The sequence below is a fragment of the Streptomyces sp. S.PB5 genome (assembly GCF_030403745.1).
Lineage (GTDB): Bacteria > Actinomycetota > Actinomycetes > Streptomycetales > Streptomycetaceae > Streptomyces.
The window spans coordinates 483221-501857 of sequence record NZ_JAQMWP010000009.1; the positions used below are offsets into that span (position 1 = coordinate 483221).

Consider the following 18637-nt stretch of genomic DNA (forward strand, 5'->3'; position numbering starts at 1 on the left):
CAGGTTCGACGAGGAGCGGTCACAGTGCAGCGCTGGCGTGGCTTGGAGGACATCCCCGAGGACTGGGGACGCAGCGTCGTCACCATCGGCTCCTACGACGGAGTCCACCGCGGACACCAGCTGATCATCCGGCATGCCGTGGAACGCGCCCGTGAGCTGGGCGTTCCCTCGGTCGTCGTCACCTTCGACCCGCACCCCAGCGAGGTCGTCCGCCCCGGCAGTCACCCCCCGCTGCTGGCCCCGCACCACCGCCGCGCCGAACTCATGGCCGAACTGGGCGTGGACGCGGTCCTGATCCTCCCCTTCACGACGGAGTTCTCGAAACTCTCTCCCGCCGAGTTCGTCGTCAAGGTCCTCGTCGACAAACTGCACGCCAAGGCGGTCGTCGAGGGCCCCAACTTCCGCTTCGGCCACAAGGCCGCGGGCAACGTGGAGTTCCTCGCCGAGCAGGGCAAGACCTACGACTTCGAGGTCGAGGTCGTCGACCTGTTCGTGTCGGGGGCGGCGGGCGGCGGCGAGCCGTTCTCCTCGACCCTCACCCGCCGTCTGGTGGCCGAGGGCGACCTGGAGGGTGCCGGAGAGATCCTGGGCCGTCCGCACCGGGTGGAGGGCGTGGTCGTCCGCGGCGCCCAGCGCGGCCGCGAGATGGGCTTCCCGACGGCCAACGTCGAGACCCTCCCGCACACCGCCATCCCCGCCGACGGCGTCTACGCCGGCTGGCTCCACGTCCAGGGCGAGGCCATGCCGGCCGCGATCTCCGTCGGCACGAACCCGCAGTTCGACGGCACCGAGCGCACGGTGGAGGCGTACGCCATCGACCGCGTGGGCCTGGACCTCTACGGCCTGCACGTGGCCGTCGACTTCCTCGCCTTCGTCCGCGGCCAGGCGAAGTTCGAGTCGCTGGAGGCCCTTCTGGTGCAGATCGCGGAGGACGTCAAGCGGTGCCGGGAACTGGTGGCGGCGGCCCGGTAGCCGCTGCTCCTCCCTCACGACGCCGAAGGGCGGCCGGTGCTGATGGGCACCGGCCGCCCTTCGGTCGTACGGGCTACTGCTGCGGGGGAGCCGCGGGCGGGTAGGGCTGCCCGGGCTGCTGAGGGTGCTGCTGGGGGTGACCCTGCTGCGGCGGATACGGCTGTCCCTGCTGCGGCGGGTACGGCTGCTGACCCGGCTGAGGGGCGTACGGCTGGCCGGGCTGCGGCGGGGGCTGCTGCTGGGGGTAGCCCTGCTGCGGGTACGGCTGCCCGGGGACGGGCTGGCCGGGCACCTGCTGCCCCGGCATCTGCTGACCGGGCATCGGCGGGGCCGCCACCGGGGGCGGGTTGCCGTCGCTGGTCCACAGGCCGTGCATCTGCTGGTGCCGTACGAAGTCCTCGGCGACCATCGCGGCGAGGTTGAAGTACGACTCCCGCACCTTCGGCCGCATCATGTCGAGGTCGACCTCGGCACCGGCGGCGAGATGCTCGTCGAACGGGACGACGACCACACCCCGGCAACGCGTCTCGAAGTGGCTGACGATGTCCTCCACCTTGATCATCTTGCCGGTCTCGCGGACACCGGAGATGACGGTGATGGACCGCGAGACGAGATCGGCGTACCCGTGCGCGGACAGCCAGTCCAGCGTCGTACTGGCGCTGGAGGCACCGTCGACGGATGGGGTGGAGATGATGATGAGCTGGTCGGCGAGGTCGAGCACACCGCGCATCGCGGAGTACAGCAGCCCGGTACCGGAGTCGGTCAGGATGACCGGATACTGCTTGCCCAGCACGTCGATGGCGCGCCGGTAGTCCTCGTCGTTGAAGGTCGTGGACACGGCCGGGTCGACGTCGTTCGCGATGATCTCGAGCCCGGACGGCGCCTGGGACGTGAACCGGCGGATGTCCATGTACGAGTTGAGGTACGGGATCGCCTGGACGAGGTCACGGATCGTGGCCCCGGTCTCCCGACGCACGCGCCGCCCGAGCGTACCGGCGTCGGGGTTGGCGTCGATCGCGAGGATCTTGTCCTGCCGCTCCGTGGCCAGGGTCGAGCCGAGCGCGGTCGTCGTGGTCGTCTTGCCGACACCGCCCTTGAGGCTGATGACCGCGATCCGGTAGCACGACAGCACGGGCGTCCGGATCAGCTCCAACTTCCGCTGCCGCTCGGCCTCTTCCTTCTTCCCGCCGATCTTGAAACGGGACTGCTGCGCCGCCGGCCGTCCGCTCTTCGCCTTCTGCTTCTTGTTGTTCAGCAGCCGGTCCGACGACAGCTCCACGGCAGCGGTGTAACCGAGCGGCGCGGCACCGGGGTTGGTCATCTGCCGCTGGTCGTGCTGGATGGGCTGCGGCCAGGCGGCACCGGTGCGGGGGTCGATGGGAGGCTGGGGCGCCTGAGGGGCTTGCGGCGCGAATCCCTGCGGGGCGGCCGCCGGGGGCTGACCGTCGGGCTGGGCCTGCGGTGCCCCGGGCTGGGGCTGCTGGGGGAAGCCGTAACCGCCGGGGGCGGGCGCCTGCGGGGCGTTGGGGGCGGCCGGGTGCGGGAAGCCGTAGCCGGGCGCGGGGGCCGGCTGGGCGGCGGGGGTGCCGTTGCCGCCCGGAGCGCCGGGTACGGGGGCCTGAGCGCCGGGCTGCGGGAAGCCGTATCCGCCCTGCGGGTCAGGGGCCGGGGGCTGCGGCTGGGCTGCTGCGCCCTGTTGCGGGAAGCCGTATCCGCCCTGCGGGTTGGGAACCGGGGGCTGCGGCTGAGCCGTGCCCTGCTGCGGGAAGCCGTAACCGCCCTGGGCGTTCGCAGGCTGAGGGGCCTCGGGGGCGGGGGCCGGCTGGCCGTTCGGGGCGCCAGGCGTGCCCGGGTTGGGGAAGCCGTATCCGCCTTGGGCGTTGGGGGCCGGGGGGTGCGGGATTCCCGGGGTGGGGGCGGGCTGGGCCGCGCCGGGGTGCGGGAAGCCGTAGCCGGCCTGGGCGTCGGGCGCCGGGGGCTGTGCGGTTCCAGGGGTGGGCTGGGCTGCACCCTGCTGGGGGAAGCCGTATCCGCCCTGGGCGTTCGGTGCGGCGGGCGGCTGTTGGGCTGCCGGGGCCGGGGTGCCGGGCTGGGGTGCGGTCGGGGGCATGGCCGGCGGGTTCCAGGCGGCGGGCGCGGGTTGCGGTGCCTGCGGCTGGAACGGCGGCTGCTGCTGCGGTACGGGGGGCTCGGCCTGCGCGGCCGCGGGCTGCGGCACGGCCGCCCCCGGGCCCGGCTGCTGCGCCGGCCACTGCGCCGCGGGCGCGGGCGCGGCGGGCTGGTACGACGGCGGCAACGGCGGCATCCCACCCTGCGGCGCCGGCGGGGGAGCCCAGGCGGGCGGTGCGTCCTGGGGAACGGCGTCCTGGGGGACGCTGTCCTCGGGGGTGGCGTCAGCGGGTACGGCGTCCGCCGGCTCGGCGTCGGTGGGGGCCGCGTCAGCGGGTACGGCGTCGGTCGGCTCGGCGTCTGCCGGGACGGCGTCTGCCGGTTCCGTGCCGACGGGTACCGCGTCCACGGGCTCGGCGTCCGAGGCCTCCGCGTCCGAGGCCTCCGCGTCCGACGCTGTAGCGTCCGTCGACTCGGTGTCCGTCGGCTCGGTGCCCGCGGCACTCGCATCGACAGAACCGACATCCACGGAACCGGCATCGACAGAACCGGCATCCACAGGAGCCGCATCCCCGGAACCGGCGTCCTGAAGCGCCGCCCCCTCCGGCTCGGTCTCCTCGTCGGAAGCGGTGTCCTCCGGCTCGGCCGCCGAGAGCGCCGAGTCGTCGCTGTCGGCGTCCTGGACCGACGGGGCGCTCTCCGCCGGAGCCTCAGGAGCCTCCTCGGCGGTACCAGCGAGCGCCTCGACGTCCGTCTCCACCACGTCCGGGACGTCTTCGTCGTCGGCGCCCGTACCGACCGTCTCCGGGACGTCCTCGTCGTCGGTGACGGAGTCGTTCACCGAGTCGGCGACCGCGGCGTCCTCCTCGACCGCAGTGGCCTCTTCGGCAGCTGCCTCCGGCACGACCACGGCACCCTCGGCGGATCCGGCGGCGTCGGAGTCGATGACCGCTCCGCCCTCCTCCACCGACGGCGATTCGGCCTCGGCCTCCGCCTCAGCGGTGCGCTCCGCGATCTCCCGCTTCAGGGCGACCGGGGAGAACCGCATGGTGGCGCCGCTCTCCAGGTCACCGTTTTCGGACTCCGACTCGGACTCGGACTCGGCTGCCGCAGGAGCCGGCGGGGCCGCGGGCGCGGGCAGGGTGAAGCTCGTGGGCGCCGCAGGGACGGAACCGGGGTCCGTCGCGGCGGGCGGGTTCGCGGGCGCAGGCAGCGTGAAGCTCGACGGCGACGACGCGGGCGGCGCAGCCGGCGCGCCCCACTGGGACTGGAAGCCCGGAACGTTCGGCACGGCCGTCGGCGACGCGGCATCCGCGGCCGGCGCAGGAGCCGGCACCTGGGCCCGCGGCGGCACCTCTGCCTGCGGTGGCTGCGCGTTCTGCTGCTGCGGCGGCTGCGGCTCGAACCCGCTCCCCACCGGAAGCCTGGGCACAGCCCCCGCCCCCTCACCCGACGGCGCGGGCGCCGACGCAGGCGGCTGGAAGGGCGCCCCGGGACTCGGCGCCGGAGGCGTGAACGCAGCCCCCGGCCCGGCTGCAGGCGGCGCGGGAGGCGTGAACGGTGCTCCCGGGCCGGCCGCAGGAGGAGTGAAAGGCGCCCCGGGACCAGCTGCAGGAGGAGTGAACGGCGCCCCCGGACCAGGCGCGGGAGGAGTGAAAGGAGCCCCCGGACCAGGAGCCGGCGGCGTGAACGGCGCCCCAGGCCCTGTGGTGGAACCTTGCGGACGCGAATGCGCCGGAGGCGTCAGCCCGGGCAGCGAGGAAGAGGACCAGTCCGCGGCGGACGGCGAGGCAGCGGGCGTACCGGAGACACCGGAACCCGGCGCACCGGCCGCGCCCGAACCCGCCGTACCAGAAGGGCCGGAAGTGCCGGAAGTGCCGGAAGGAGCGGAAGCGTCCGGTGATCCGGTCGAGCCCGTCGGACCCCCCGCCTTCGCCCCGTCGCCCGAGCCCGCCGACGCGTTCTGCGTGTACCAGGCGGGCGGTGCGTAGTCGATGGTGAACTCGCCCGTCATCTCGCTGGCGGACTCGGCGTCGGGCTGGTCATCGCCGGGTGTGGCCCAGCCCCCGCGGATCCCGTCCCGATCGCTGCTCACAATTCCTCCTGGTGTGGTCGAGCACCCTCATACCGTGCTAGGGGCGACCTTCTCTTGTCGTCTTCTAGTCGTTCGAAGTCGTGCGAGGTCGTCCGATCCACCGGCTCTCCCCCTCGGACGCCGACGCCCGGTCCACGGGTCTGGCGTCGCGCCAGGTACCAGCCTAATCACCACAAGCCCCACCCCGGCAGGCCCGTCCACCCCCGAGCGCACGTCCGCTGCGTCACAACCTGCCCAGAAGTGGCGTACACAGCTTTCGCATTCGTGACGAAAGAGGGCGATGTTCGTGAACACGCCGAACACAAACGGAAGGTGAGGGAAACAGCCGCGCGGATCTCCGAAGCCCCGTGCCCCGCAAGGCCGTTGGGGCACGCGGCGGCCCACCCCGGCCCGACCCCCACCCCCGCCCGGCACCGGCCGACCGGGATAGTGGGGCCGATTCGATCATCGAAACGCGAACCCGATCCGGTCATCTTTCCTGACAGAAGCAGAAGGGATTCCTTCGCGTGAGCTTCGGCCCGCCTCCCTCGATCTACACCCAATCCGCACTCGCGGCCGACACCGCCCGCAGGCGTCGCCGTACGAAACTGCTGGGTGCCGTGGCGGTCATCGCGGCGGTCGCGCTGGGCGGAGGCGGGTGGCTGCTCGCGTCCGGGGGCGACAGCGCTCCCGCCGACGCCGAGCAGTCCCTCGTCCAGAGCCCGGACGACATCAGGGAGACGACCGAGCGGGCCCCCGTCTCGCCCGAGGGCCTGCTGATGATCGAGCACGACGAGGGGAACCTCGCCAAGACCAACGACGCCAAACCGCGCTACGCGCCCGGCACCTGGGCCACCGACAAGGTCATGGTCAAGGGCGTCGCCGACCGCCTCGAGGGCTACGACATCGCCCTCGACGCCGACGAGAAGGCATGGACCCGCAAGCTCGACGGCCACATCTGCGCCACCAGCCGACACGTCACGGCGGACGGCCGTACCGCCGTCGTCGTCCAGCCTCCGCAGCCCGCGGGGTCGGAGAAGGAGGGCGTCTGCGACCGGGTGGTCTTCTTCGACCTCGACACCGGCAAGAAGCTGTGGCAGAAGAAGATGCCCGGGGCCGGGTCCGCCTTCGTCACCACCACCAACCTCACCCTGACGAAGGGTGTGGTCGCCGTGGCCTGGGGACAGGGGTCGGTGGCGTACGACATGAAGTCCGGCAAGCAGCTCTGGAACAGCACCCTCGGCTCCAAGTGCGAGGACAAGGCCCTCGCCGGCGGCCGCGCGCTGCTGTCCCTGCTCAGCTGCGGCTCACTGCCGGACGTCACCTTCCAGGTGCAGGAGCTGGACCCGCGCACGGGCAAGGCGCGGTGGACGTACAGGGTCGCGAGCGGTGTCCAGACCGTCTACCTGCCGTCGTCCGATCCGCCGGTGCTCGCCGTCGCGGCGGGGGACAGCGAGGTGACCGACCTGATCTCGCTCGACGGCGAGGGCAGACACCGTACGACGATCGCCCTGAACGGCTACGAGGCGAAGTGCGGCGAGCGATATTTCGGACTGTCGTTCTTCGGCGAGTACGAGGCGTGCGACGGCGTGGTCGTCGGACGCACCCGGGCCTTCGTCACCAGCGACGAGAACATCGCCGCCGGTGAGCCGTCGGACTGGATCGTGGCGTTCGACCTGGCCACGGGCAGGACGACCGGCAAGTTCGACGGGCGTGAGCTCCAGAAGGTCCATCCGCTGCGGATGAGCGGCGACGACCTCCTGATCTACCGACGCGGCGCGGGTGCGGTCGCTCCGGCCGCCGTCGTGCGCTGGAACCCGGCGACGGACCAGGAGACCCCGCTGCTCCTCTTCACCCTCCCCGAGGACGACGACGGCGAGCTCAGCGACCCGGAGCAGTCGGACATCCTCTACGAGAAGGGCCGGGTCTTCTTCGGGAAGCGGGAACTGGCCGCCGACGACAAGTACCCGACCGACCCGGTGCTGATGGCGCTCGCGGTCGGGAGCGCCGGGCTGAAGCACTGAGACGGCAGCGACGAGAGCCGAGGCGCTGGGGCGGAGGCAACGAAGAGGGGCGGCACGCACGCGTACCGCCCCTTGTCCACGACTCACGGCACGCGCGTGCGTACCGCCCCTCACCGTCACCCCGCGTCTTGCGACCCCGGCGCCGGCTCGATGTCGAACTCCCCGTCCCGCGCCCCCAGCACGAACGCCGTCCACTCCGCCTCCGTGTACCGCAGCACGGTGTCCGGATCCAGCGAGGACCGCATGGCCACGGCGCCCTCGGGCAGATACGCGATCTCGACCCGCTCCTCGTGCTCCTCGGTACCCGGCGCGCTGTGCCATTCGACGCCCGAGATGTCCAGGGCGTAGAGCTCGTCCCGCTCCCGCTCCTTGCGCGCCTTGATCTCGTCTGCCGTCTCCGCCATGTCCCGGCGACCCCTTCCCGACGTCGTGCGATGCCGTGTGATCACGATCCGGCGCTCACCCTAGTGGCCCCCTGTGCCCCGTCGGGGTGCTTCGGGAACCGGGGCGAACACCTCCGCCTTTGCCTGGTACCCTGGTCGACGGCCGTTTGTGTACGCACCCCCGGAGTCCCCAGAGGATCCTGGAGGCCGCGCCCAGCGGATCCCCGCCTCCCGAGTAACGGAAGCTCCCCCGAGACAAAGACCGGGGGCACTCGGTGGCCACTCAAAGACTACGAGGAGTACGCGTGTCGCTCGACGCCGCTACGAAGAAGCAGATCATCGCCGAGTTCGGCCAGAAGGAGGGCGACACCGGCTCCCCCGAGGTCCAGGTCGCCATGCTGTCCCGCCGGATCTCGGACCTGACCGAGCACCTCAAGACCCACAAGCACGACCACCACTCCCGTCGTGGTCTGCTGATCCTGGTCGGTCAGCGCCGCCGCCTTCTCCAGTACCTGGCGAAGAAGGACATCCAGCGTTTCCGTACGCTGGTCGACCGCCTCGGCATCCGCCGTGGTGCGGCGGGCGCCAAGTAAGACGCATGAAGGGGGCGGTTCCCGAAACGATCGGGGGCCGCTCCCTTTGCCGTACGTACGGAAAGTGAGCCCGTAGGCAAGCCGTATGTGCGGGAACGTGCGGAGTGTCACACCTACTTTGTAGTGTGGTAGCACAACGCAGTACCAACGCAGTACACGCAGTACCACGAGGAGAAGTGCACCTCGCCGCCGCCGGTCCTCGGTAGTGGCCCCCGGGCTTTGCGAACCCGGGTGCTTCGATCGAAGACCGGCCCGCAACGGACGGCGCGCTTCTCCGCCACGTCCCCCCGCCACACGGGCGGAGCGGGACAAAAGACGAAACAGACGAAAAGTAACGGAGAAATCGCTAGTGGAGAACGAGACCCACTACGCCGAGGCCGTCATCGACAACGGCTCCTTCGGCACCCGCACCATCCGCTTCGAGACGGGCCGCCTGGCCAAGCAGGCCGCCGGCTCCGCCGTGGCGTACCTGGACGACGACACCATGGTGCTGTCGGCCACCACCGCCTCCAAGAACCCCAAGGACCAGCTCGACTTCTTCCCCCTCACGGTGGACGTCGAGGAGCGGATGTACGCCGCCGGCAAGATCCCGGGTTCCTTCTTCCGCCGTGAGGGCCGGCCGTCCGAGGACGCGATCCTCACCTGCCGCCTCATCGACCGCCCGCTGCGCCCGTCCTTCAAGAAGGGCCTGCGCAACGAGATCCAGGTCGTCGCCACGATCATGGCGCTCAACCCCGACCACCTGTACGACGTCGTGGCGATCAACGCCGCCTCCGCGTCCACCCAGCTGGCCGGTCTGCCCTTCTCCGGCCCGATCGGCGGCGTCCGCGTCGCGCTGATCAACGGCCAGTGGGTGGCCTTCCCGACGCACTCCGAGCTCGAGGACGCCGTCTTCGACATGGTCGTCGCGGGCCGCACCCTGGAGGACGGCGACGTCGCGATCATGATGGTCGAGGCCGAGGCCACCGAGAAGACCATCCAGCTGGTCAAGGGCGGCGCCGAGGCGCCGACCGAGGAGGTCGTCGCCGCCGGTCTGGAAGCCGCGAAGCCCTTCATCAAGGTGCTCTGCAAGGCCCAGGCCGACCTCGCCGCCAAGGCCGCCAAGCCGACCGGCGAGTTCCCGATCTTCCTCGACTACCAGGACGACGTCCTGGAGGCGCTCACCGCCGCCGTCCGCCCGGAGCTCGCCTCCGCGCTGACCATCGCCGGCAAGCAGGAGCGCGAGTCCGAGCTGGACCGCGTCAAGGCGCTCGCCGCCGAGAAGCTCCTGCCGGAGTTCGAGGGCCGCGAGAAGGAGATCTCCGCCGCGTACCGCTCCCTGACCAAGCAGCTCGTCCGCGAGCGCGTGATCAAGGAGAAGAAGCGCATCGACGGCCGTGGCGTCACGGACATCCGTACGCTCGCCGCCGAGGTCGAGGCCATCCCGCGCGTGCACGGCTCCGCGGTGTTCGAGCGTGGCGAGACCCAGATCCTGGGCGTCACCACCCTCAACATGCTCCGCATGGAGCAGCAGCTGGACACCCTGTCGCCGGTGACGCGCAAGCGCTACATGCACAACTACAACTTCCCGCCGTACTCCACCGGCGAGACCGGCCGCGTCGGCTCCCCGAAGCGCCGCGAGATCGGCCACGGCGCTCTCGCCGAGCGCGCCCTGGTCCCGGTCCTGCCGACGCGCGAGGAGTTCCCCTACGCGATCCGCCAGGTCTCCGAGGCGCTGAGCTCCAACGGCTCGACGTCCATGGGCTCGGTCTGCGCCTCCACCATGTCGCTGCTGAACGCCGGTGTGCCGCTGAAGGCCCCCGTCGCCGGTATCGCCATGGGTCTGATCTCCCAGGAGATCGACGGCGAGACGCACTACGTCACCCTCACCGACATCCTCGGTGCGGAGGACGCCTTCGGCGACATGGACTTCAAGGTCGCCGGCACGAAGGAGTTCGTGACCGCCCTCCAGCTCGACACCAAGCTGGACGGCATTCCCGCCTCCGTCCTGGCCGCCGCTCTCAAGCAGGCCCGTGACGCCCGCCTCCACATCCTCGACGTGATGATGGAAGCGATCGACACGCCGGACGAGATGTCCCCGAACGCCCCGCGGATCATCACCGTCAAGATCCCCGTGGACAAGATCGGTGAGGTCATCGGCCCCAAGGGCAAGATGATCAACCAGATCCAGGAGGACACCGGCGCCGAGATCACGATCGAGGACGACGGCACCATCTACATCGGTGCCGCCGACGGCCCGGCCGCCGAGGCCGCCCGCGCCACGATCAACGGCATCGCCAACCCGACCATGCCGGAGGTCGGCGAGCGCTACCTGGGTACGGTCGTCAAGACCACCACCTTCGGCGCGTTCGTCTCGCTGCTCCCGGGCAAGGACGGTCTGCTGCACATCTCGCAGATCCGCAAGCTCGCCGGCGGCAAGCGCGTGGAGAACGTCGAGGACGTCGTCGGCGTGGGCCAGAAGGTCCAGGTCGAGATCGCCGAGATCGACTCCCGCGGCAAGCTCTCCCTGATCCCCGTGATCGAGGGCGAGGAGTCGGCTGACGACCAGAAGGACGACACCGACAAGTGACGTCGAGTAGCTCCACGGCGACGGCCCGCACCTCCTCGGAGGCGCGGGCCGTCGCCCGTACCCAAACCCTGATCAAGGGCGAGAACGGCATCGGCACGGTCCGCAAGACCACCCTCCCGGGCGGCCTGCGCATCGTCACCGAGACCCTGCCGTCGGTCCGCTCCGCGACCTTCGGCATCTGGGCCCACGTCGGCTCCCGCGACGAGACGCCGTCCCTGAACGGCGCCACGCACTACCTGGAGCACCTGCTCTTCAAGGGCACGACGCGCAGGTCGGCCCTGGACATCTCCTCGGCGCTCGACGCCGTCGGCGGCGAGATGAACGCGTTCACGGCGAAGGAGTACACGTGCTACTACGCACGCGTGCTCGACAGCGACCTCCCGCTCGCCATCGACGTCGTCTGCGACATGCTGACCGGCTCGCTGATCCTCGAAGAGGACGTCAACGTCGAGCGCGGCGCGATCCTCGAAGAGATCGCCATGACCGAGGACGACCCGGGCGACTGCGTGCACGACCTGTTCGCGCACACCATGTTCGGCGACAACCCCCTCGGCCGCCCGGTCCTCGGCACGGTCGACACCGTCAACGCCCTGACGGCCGACCGCATCCGCCGCTTCTACAAGAAGCACTACGACCCGACCCACCTGGTCGTGGCCGCCGCGGGCAACATCGACCACAACAAGGTCGTACGGCAGGTCCGCGCGGCCTTCGAGAAGGCGGGCGCCTTCAAGAACGCCGAGGCGAGCCCCATATCCCCGCGCCACGGCCGCCGTACGATCCGCACCTCGGGCCGCGTCGAACTGCTCGGCCGCAAGACCGAGCAGGCGCATGTCGTCCTCGGTATGCCGGGCCTGGCCCGCACGGACGAGCGCCGCTGGGCGCTGGGCGTGCTCAACACGGCACTGGGCGGCGGCATGTCCTCCCGTCTGTTCCAGGAGGTCCGCGAGAAGCGCGGTCTGGCCTACAGCGTGTACTCGTACACCTCCGGCTTCGCCGACTGCGGCCTCTTCGGCGTGTACGCCGGCTGCCGGCCGTCCCAGGTCCACGACGTGCTGAAGATCTGCCGCGACGAACTCGACCAAGTCGCCGAGCACGGCCTGAGCGACGACGAGATCGCCCGCGCCATCGGCCAGCTCCGCGGTTCCACCGTCCTCGGCCTGGAGGACACCGGTGCGCTCATGAACCGCATCGGCAAGAGTGAGCTGTGCTGGGGCGAGCAGATGTCCGTCGACGACATGCTGACCCGGATAGCCTCGGTCACCCCGGACGACGTCCGCGCGGTCGCCCGCGACATCCTGGGGCAGCGGCCCTCGCTGTCGGTCATCGGCCCGCTCAAGGACAAGCAGGCGTCGCGGCTGCACGAGGCAGTGGCGTAACCCCGCCGGACCCGGCCGGATCCCGCCGGTCTCAGGTCGGCGTCTTTTCGGAAAGCGTCTTTAAGGAAGCAAGTGATGAGCAAGCTGCGCGTGGCGGTCCTCGGTGCCAAGGGCCGGATCGGTTCCGAGGCGGTCAAGGCCGTCGAGGCCGCCGAGGACATGGAGCTGGTCGCCGCCCTGAGCCGGGGCGACAAGCTGGAGACGCTCGCCGAGACCGGCGCCCAGGTCGCCGTCGAACTGACCACGCCGGACTCGGTGATGGCCAACCTGGAGTACTGCGTCGGCCACGGCATCCACGCCGTCGTCGGTACGACGGGCTGGACCGACGAGCGCCTCGCCCAGCTGAACGGCTGGCTGGCAGCCTCCCCGGAGACGGGCGTCCTCATCGCGCCCAACTTCTCCATCGGGGCCGTCCTCAACATGAAGTTCGCGCAGATCGCCGCCCCCTACTTCGAGTCGGTGGAGGTCGTCGAACTCCACCACCCGAAGAAGGTCGACGCCCCGAGCGGTACGGCGACCCGCACGGCCCAGCTCATCGCCGAGGCCAGGCGGGCAGCGGGCACGGCTCAGGCACCGGACGCCACCGAGACGGCCCTGGAGGGCGCCCGCGGCGCGGATGTCGACGGCATCCCCGTCCACTCCGTCCGCCTCCGGGGCCTGCTGGCCCACCAGGAGGTCCTCCTGGGCGGCGAGGGCGAGACGCTGACCATCCGCCACGACTCGCTCCACCACAGCAGCTTCATGCCGGGCATCCTGCTGGGCGCCCGCCGCGTGGTGACCACCCCGGGCGTCACCTTCGGCCTGGAACACTTCCTGGACCTGGGCTGACGACACCATGCGCGCCAAGCTGTCCTACGCCATAACGGCCGCCGTCCTGGTCTTCTACTTCGTCCTGGTCGGCAGCCGTGGCGTCATGCTCATCCAGACCGGCACGCTCCTCACCGTCACCTTCGGGGTGGCGGTGCTGATCCTGCCGGTCATCGGCGTGTGGTTCCTGTGGAAGAACACCCAGTTCGTCCGCAAGGCCAACGCCCTCGCCGCGGAGCTCGACGCCGAGGGCGGCCTCCCCGTCGACGAGTTGAAGCGCACCCCCAGCGGCCGCATCGACCGCGACTCGGCCGACGAGGTCTTCGCCAAGCGCAAGGCCGAGACCGAGGACGCTCCCGACGACTGGCGGAACTGGTTCCGCCTGGCCGTCGCCTACCAGGACGCCCGCGACACCCCGCGCGCCCGCAAGGCGATGCAGCAAGCGATCGCCCTGCACGACGGAAAGCCGCTCCAGGCCTGACCGCTTTTTGCGCCTAAACCGGCGCCGCTCTCGCGGAGCTGGCTGATCGCCGTCGTGGTTCCTCAATTGACGGTTGCGGTCGCCGCGGGGTGGTCGCCGCAACCGGAGTGTCAGGCGCCGCGCTGATACTCCGCGCCCCACGCCTCCACCGAGTCGGCCGCCCGGTCGAACGCGTCCGGCCGCCCCAGGAAGTCCGCGTTGTGCGTGGTCAACAGCAGCGAAGTGTCCTCAGCCGCCCGGTCATTGCGTACGACCGTCAGCGCCTGCCCCTGCACCGTGCGCGGCAGCCCCAGCCAGCGCACCGGCTGCTGCACCGTCCGCACGGCGACGACCCGCTCCCAGCGCACCGTACGGGTCAGGAAGAACCCCACGTGCCGCACGCCGCGGGCGTTCACCCACACGCCCACGCGCAGCAACCGCAGCGCGACGGCGATGATGGCGAGCGCACCGCCGAAGACCGCACCGCCCTCGGACACGGATCCCGTGAGGGCGATGATGACCGCCGCGAACAGTACGTACGAGGCGAGGAGCAGCAGGAGCGCCGCCGCGCCCACCCGGTAGGGCCCAGGGCGATAGGGGCGCCGCCAGTGCTCGCGGTCGTCGAAGGGCAGCGCGGCATCGTCGGCTGTCTCGTACGCGCGGTCGGCCGTCAGGAAGGGCAGGGGCACGGCTGGTCCTCACTCGTCCATGTGTGGGCTGTGCCCGGTGAGGCTATCCGCCGGATGTCTCCATGAGCCACCTCAGGGGGCCTGGATGAGTCAGTGTCCTTGGGACGCCTGTGACTCCTGAGTGCCGTTGGAGGAGTGATCGAGCGTCAGCGCCGGCATCCCTAGCACCAGGGACCCCACCAGCGCGGCGACGATGGTGACGCCCAGGAGCCAACGCCCGGCCATCTCCGCCACGGAGGCCTTCTCCCGAGGCGGGGGAGTGACATTGCTGCGGAACCTGTCGGCCTCGGCGACGAAGGCGAACGGGACGGGCTCACGCCGACGGAACATCGGGTGGACGCTCCTTTCAAGCTCGGATACTCGAATAAGTGACTCTTGTTGATACAGACGCACGAGTGCCCGAAAAGGTGCCCTGATGCCCCGAATTCACAGAACTTCGCCGAAGATGTCGCGTCCCGGCACCGAACGCCCCGATGTCAGTGCCGGGTCGTAGAGTGGGCGCCGCCCGAGAGAAGTGATGGAAGGACCCTCCGAGCCGTGACCGACACCCCCGCCGACGACCTCAAGCCCAGCTTCCGCACCGACATCAGCGTCGAGCTGGTCAAGCACACCGCGGCCGACTCCGACGTCCTGTGGGCCGCCCGCGTCTCCACCGCCGGTGAGCAGTCCCTGGAGGAGCTCCAGAAGGACCCCGAGCGCTCCAAGGGCCTCATCAACTACCTGATGCGTGACCGGCACGGCAGCCCGTTCGAGCACAACTCGATGACCTTCTTCATCAGCGCCCCGATCTTCGTCTTCCGCGAGTTCATGCGGCACCGCGTGGGCTGGTCGTACAACGAGGAGTCCGGCCGCTACCGGGAGCTCCAGCCCGTCTTCTACATCCCCGGCGCCGACCGCAAGCTCGTCCAGGAGGGCCGCCCCGGCAAGTACGTCTTCGTCGAGGGCACCGAGGCCCAGCAGGAGCTGGTCTCCCGCACGATGGAGGACTCCTACCGCCAGGCCTACGAGGCCTACCAGGAGATGCTCGCCGCCGGCGTCGCCCGCGAGGTCGCCCGCGCGGTCCTCCCCGTCGGCCTCTTCTCCTCGATGTACGCCACTTGCAACGCCCGCTCGCTGATGCACTTCCTCGGCCTGCGCACCCAGCACGAGCTGGCCAAGGTCCCGTCCTTCCCGCAGCGGGAGATCGAGATGGTCGGCGAGAAGATGGAGGCCGAGTGGGCCAAGCTCATGCCGCTCACGTACGCGGCCTTCAATGCGAACGGCCGTGTGGCTCCGTAACGCACCCGCGTTCCCCGTTCGGGCACAGATGTACGGGTCAGCCTCGCGAGGTGTCCGTATTGCGGCATTTAGAGAAGTTCATCTAGCCTGATCAAACGGACCCGGCACTGCTTGAACCCCCGAGCAGGCAGTGCCGGGCTCCACCTTTGTCATGACTTTTACCGCCCCCCGAGGGCAGACCCCGCCTTGAGCAGCGAGTAGCGTGTTACCCATGGCTCCGACCTCCACTCCGCAGACCCCCTTCGGGCGGGTCCTCACCGCCATGGTCACGCCCTTCACGGCGGACGGTGCACTCGACCTCGACGGCGCACAGCGGCTCGCCACCCACCTGGTCGACGCAGGCAACGACGGCCTGATCATCAACGGCACCACCGGTGAGTCCCCCACCACCAGCGACGCGGAGAAATCGGACCTCGTACGAGCGGTACTCGAGGCGGTCGGCGACCGCGCCCACGTCGTCGCCGGAGTCGGCACCAACGACACGCACCACAGCATCGAGCTGGCCCGCGCCGCCGAGAAGACCGGCGCACACGGCCTCCTGATCGTGACGCCGTACTACAACAAGCCCCCTCAGGAGGGTCTGTACCGGCACTTCAAGGCCGTCGCGGACGCCGCCGAGCTGCCCGTCATGCTCTACGACATCCCCGGCCGCAGCGGTGTCCCGATCAACACCGAGACACTGGTCCGGCTCGCCGAGCACCCGCGCATCGTCGCCAACAAGGACGCCAAGGGCGACCTCGGCCGCGCCAGCTGGGCCATCGCCCGCTCCGGCCTCGCCTGGTACTCCGGCGACGACATGCTCAACCTGCCGCTGCTCTCCGTGGGCGCGGTCGGCTTCGTCTCGGTCGTCGGCCATGTGGTCACGCCCGAGCTGCGCGCGCTGGTCGAGGCGTACACCTCGGGTGACGTCCAGAAGGCCACCGAGATCCACCAGAAGCTGCTCCCGGTCTACACCGGCATGTTCCGCACCCAGGGCGTCATGACCACGAAGGCCGCGCTCGCCCTCCAGGGCCTGCCCGCCGGACCGCTGCGCGCCCCGATGGTGGAACTTGCGCCGGAAGAGATCGAGCAGCTCAAGATCGATCTTGCCGCAGGCGGGGTACAGCTCTAGCACCAGACTTAGCGCGCCGTGGGCGCGCAACGGACTTCACAACTGAATAAGCAGGACAACCGGTGCCTGCACCACAACGACAACTGCTACACGCACGAACGTCACGCGCGCCACGTGCCCACCGGTACGTGGCGCGTGTGGTGAGGAGAGTCTTTTGAGTCATCCGCATCCTGAACTCGGCCCGCCCCCGCCGCTCCCCGAAGGCGGCCTGCGGGTCACCCCGCTCGGCGGTCTCGGCGAGATCGGCCGAAACATGACGGTCTTCGAGTACGGCGGCCGCCTGCTGATCGTCGACTGCGGCGTGCTCTTCCCCGAGGAGGAGCAGCCCGGAATCGACCTGATCCTGCCGGACTTCTCGTCCATCAGGGATCGCCTCGACGACATCGAGGGCATCGTGCTCACGCACGGCCACGAGGACCACATCGGTGCCGTCCCGTTCCTGCTCCGCGAGAAGCCGGACATCCCGCTGATCGGCTCCAAGCTGACCCTTGCGCTCATCGAGGCGAAGCTCCAGGAGCACCGCATCCGCCCCTACACCCTCGAAGTGGTGGAGGGGAACCGCGAACGCATCGGCCCCTTCGACTGCGAGTTCGTCGCGGTCAACCACTCCATCCCGGACGCCCTGGCCGTCGCCATCCGCACCCCCGCGGGCATGGTGGTCCACACGGGCGACTTCAAGATGGACCAGCTCCCGCTGGACAACCGTCTGACGGATCTACACGCGTTCGCGCGTCTGAGCGAGGAGGGCATCGACCTCCTTCTCTCGGACTCCACGAACGCCGAGGTCCCGGGATTCGTCCCGCCGGAGCGGGACATCTCCAACGTCCTGCACCAGGTCTTCGGGAACGCCCGCAAGCGGATCATCGTGGCGAGCTTCGCCAGCCACATCCACCGCATCCAGCAGATCCTGGACGCGGCCAACGAATACGGCCGCAGGGTCGCCTTCGTCGGCCGCTCGATGGTCCGCAACATGGGCATCGCGAGGGACCTGGGCTATCTGAAGGTCCCGCCGGGTCTGGTGGTCGACGTCAAGACGCTCGACGACCTTCCCGACCGCGAGGTGGTCCTGGTCTGCACGGGCTCCCAGGGCGAACCGATGGCCGCCCTCTCCCGGATGGCCAACCGCGACCACCAGATCCGCATCGTCAACGGCGACACGGTGATCCTGGCGTCGTCCCTGATCCCCGGCAACGAGAACGCGGTCTACCGCGTGATCAACGGCCTGACCCGCTGGGGCGCCAACGTCGTCCACAAGGGCAACGCCAAGGTCCACGTCTCGGGCCACGCGTCCGCGGGCGAGCTCCTGTACTTCTACAACATCTGCCGACCCAAGAACCTGATGCCGGTCCACGGCGAATGGCGCCACCTCCGCGCCAACGCCGAACTCGGCGCCCTCACCGGCGTCCCGCACGACCGGATCGTCATCGCCGAGGACGGTGTAGTCGTCGACCTCATCGAGGGCAAGGCCAAGATCGCGGGCAAGGTCCAGGCAGGCTACGTGTACGTCGACGGCCTCTCGGTCGGTGACGTGGGCGAGCCGGCGCTGAAGGACCGCAAGATCCTCGGCGACGAGGGCATCATCTCGGTCTTCGTGGTCGTCGACGCGTCGACCGGCAAGATCACGGGTGGCCCGCACATCCAGGCGCGCGGTTCCGGCATCGAGGACTCCGCCTTCACCGACGTGATCCCCAGGATCACCGAGGTCCTGGAGCGCTCGGCTCAGGACGGCGTGGTCGAACCCCACCAACTGCAGCAACTGGTGCGACGGACCCTCGGCAAGTGGGTCTCTGACACGTATCGCCGCAGGCCGATGATCCTCCCGGTGGTGGTGGAGGTCTGACGGACCGTCGGACCTCGTACGCGTGAACGCGGAGCGGGGCGCCTCGATTTGCATTGAGGCGCCCCGCTCCAGTACGTTTACGGCTCCGCCTGAACGGGAACCCGGCCGCCTCGTGCGCCGGAACCAGTCCCCGAAGCGGGTGGAAATTCCGACTCAGAATCTCTGATAAAGTCGGAGCCGCCGGAAAGGGAAACGCGAAAGCGGGAACCTGGAAAGCACCGAGGAAATCGGGACCGGAAACGGTCTGATAGAGTCGGAGACGCAAGACCGAAGGGAAACTGCCCGGAGGAAAGCCCGGAAGGGTGAGTACAAAGGAAGCGTCCGTTCCTTGAGAACTCAACAGCGTGCCAAA

At 70.0% G+C, this 18637-nt stretch carries 14 protein-coding genes and 1 pseudogene; 10 read left to right on the forward strand and 5 right to left on the reverse strand.

Features of this window, described 5'->3' with window-relative positions:
• Window positions 1-24 precede the first annotated feature (24 nt).
• The gene (locus tag PH203_RS25745) at window positions 25-972 is read left to right on the forward strand and encodes a bifunctional riboflavin kinase/FAD synthetase (protein ID WP_289922854.1); all 948 of its coding nucleotides are present in this window, start codon (window positions 25-27) and stop codon (window positions 970-972) included.
• Between the two features lie 73 nt (window positions 973-1045).
• Here the strand turns inward: PH203_RS25745 and PH203_RS25750 are convergent, their stop codons facing one another.
• Both PH203_RS25750 and PH203_RS49700 read right to left on the reverse strand, forming a co-directional pair.
• Complete coding sequence (locus PH203_RS25750; protein WP_354671260.1) at window positions 1046-4129, reverse strand: AAA family ATPase; 3084 nt, start codon at window positions 4127-4129, stop codon at window positions 1046-1048.
• A gap of 918 nt (window positions 4130-5047) precedes the next feature.
• Window positions 5048-5176: pseudogene (locus tag PH203_RS49700) on the reverse strand (SCO5717 family growth-regulating ATPase); the annotation flags it as partial.
• A gap of 506 nt (window positions 5177-5682) precedes the next feature.
• On the opposite strand from PH203_RS49700, the gene PH203_RS25755 reads away from it, so the two are divergent.
• Entirely contained in the window at window positions 5683-7179 is a 1497-nt protein-coding gene (locus PH203_RS25755) for a PQQ-binding-like beta-propeller repeat protein (protein ID WP_289922856.1), read from the forward strand.
• A gap of 116 nt (window positions 7180-7295) precedes the next feature.
• Here PH203_RS25755 and PH203_RS25760 read toward each other — a convergent pair whose 3' ends face one another.
• Window positions 7296-7583, reverse strand: coding sequence for a DUF397 domain-containing protein (locus PH203_RS25760; protein WP_289922857.1), 288 nt, complete (start codon window positions 7581-7583; stop codon window positions 7296-7298).
• Window positions 7584-7867: 284 nt separating this feature from the next.
• Between PH203_RS25760 and rpsO the strand changes: the two genes are divergently transcribed.
• The 5 genes from rpsO (at window position 7868) to PH203_RS25785 (ending at window position 13388) form a co-directional block, all read left to right on the forward strand.
• Window positions 7868-8155 carry a 30S ribosomal protein S15 gene (rpsO, locus tag PH203_RS25765; protein WP_016432306.1) on the forward strand — a complete coding sequence of 96 codons (288 nt, stop codon included), beginning with the start codon at window positions 7868-7870 and terminating at the stop codon, window positions 8153-8155.
• 349 nt (window positions 8156-8504) lie between these two features.
• A complete protein-coding gene (locus PH203_RS25770; protein WP_289922858.1) occupies window positions 8505-10724 on the forward strand; it encodes a polyribonucleotide nucleotidyltransferase in 2220 nt (739 codons plus the stop codon).
• Window positions 10721-12100 (forward strand): pitrilysin family protein, encoded by a 1380-nt coding sequence (locus PH203_RS25775; RefSeq protein ID WP_289922859.1) that lies wholly within the window; start codon window positions 10721-10723, stop codon window positions 12098-12100. The genes PH203_RS25770 and PH203_RS25775 overlap by 4 nt, the downstream gene beginning before the upstream one ends.
• Before the next feature lie 75 nt (window positions 12101-12175).
• On the forward strand, window positions 12176-12928 hold the full coding sequence (gene dapB / locus PH203_RS25780; RefSeq protein ID WP_289922860.1) for a 4-hydroxy-tetrahydrodipicolinate reductase: 753 nt from the start codon (window positions 12176-12178) through the stop codon (window positions 12926-12928).
• Between the two features lie 7 nt (window positions 12929-12935).
• The gene (locus tag PH203_RS25785; protein ID WP_289922861.1) at window positions 12936-13388 is read left to right on the forward strand and encodes a hypothetical protein; all 453 of its coding nucleotides are present in this window, start codon (window positions 12936-12938) and stop codon (window positions 13386-13388) included.
• A 110-nt stretch (window positions 13389-13498) separates the two neighbouring features.
• Here the strand turns inward: PH203_RS25785 and PH203_RS25790 are convergent, their stop codons facing one another.
• Both PH203_RS25790 and PH203_RS25795 read right to left on the reverse strand, forming a co-directional pair.
• Window positions 13499-14056: a hypothetical protein gene (locus PH203_RS25790; RefSeq protein ID WP_289922862.1), complete on the reverse strand. Its 558-nt coding sequence runs from the start codon at window positions 14054-14056 to the stop codon at window positions 13499-13501.
• A gap of 90 nt (window positions 14057-14146) precedes the next feature.
• Window positions 14147-14386, reverse strand: coding sequence for a hypothetical protein (locus tag PH203_RS25795; RefSeq protein WP_289922863.1), 240 nt, complete (start codon window positions 14384-14386; stop codon window positions 14147-14149).
• A 207-nt stretch (window positions 14387-14593) separates the two neighbouring features.
• Between PH203_RS25795 and thyX the strand changes: the two genes are divergently transcribed.
• The 3 genes from thyX (at window position 14594) to PH203_RS25810 (ending at window position 18285) form a co-directional block, all read left to right on the forward strand.
• Entirely contained in the window at window positions 14594-15334 is a 741-nt protein-coding gene (gene thyX, locus PH203_RS25800; RefSeq protein ID WP_289922864.1) for an FAD-dependent thymidylate synthase, read from the forward strand.
• Between the two features lie 211 nt (window positions 15335-15545).
• A complete protein-coding gene (dapA, locus tag PH203_RS25805) occupies window positions 15546-16445 on the forward strand; it encodes a 4-hydroxy-tetrahydrodipicolinate synthase (RefSeq protein WP_289922865.1) in 900 nt (299 codons plus the stop codon).
• 154 nt (window positions 16446-16599) lie between these two features.
• Complete coding sequence (locus tag PH203_RS25810; RefSeq protein WP_289922866.1) at window positions 16600-18285, forward strand: ribonuclease J; 1686 nt, start codon at window positions 16600-16602, stop codon at window positions 18283-18285.
• Window positions 18286-18637 lie beyond the last annotated feature (352 nt).

What these genes read in the sequence shown, in the direction of transcription:
- PH203_RS25750 (WP_354671260.1), bottom strand. Translation starts at nt 4,129, where the DNA reads ATGCGGTTCTCCCCGGTCGCCCTGAAGCGGGAGATCGCGGAGCGCACC.
- PH203_RS25760 (WP_289922857.1), bottom strand. Translation starts at nt 7,583, where the DNA reads ATGGCGGAGACGGCAGACGAGATCAAGGCGCGCAAGGAGCGGGAGCGG.
- dapB (WP_289922860.1), top strand. Translation starts at nt 12,176, where the DNA reads ATGAGCAAGCTGCGCGTGGCGGTCCTCGGTGCCAAGGGCCGGATCGGT.
- PH203_RS25785 (WP_289922861.1), top strand. Translation starts at nt 12,936, where the DNA reads ATGCGCGCCAAGCTGTCCTACGCCATAACGGCCGCCGTCCTGGTCTTC.
- PH203_RS25795 (WP_289922863.1), bottom strand. Translation starts at nt 14,386, where the DNA reads ATGTTCCGTCGGCGTGAGCCCGTCCCGTTCGCCTTCGTCGCCGAGGCC.
- dapA (WP_289922865.1), top strand. Translation starts at nt 15,546, where the DNA reads ATGGCTCCGACCTCCACTCCGCAGACCCCCTTCGGGCGGGTCCTCACC.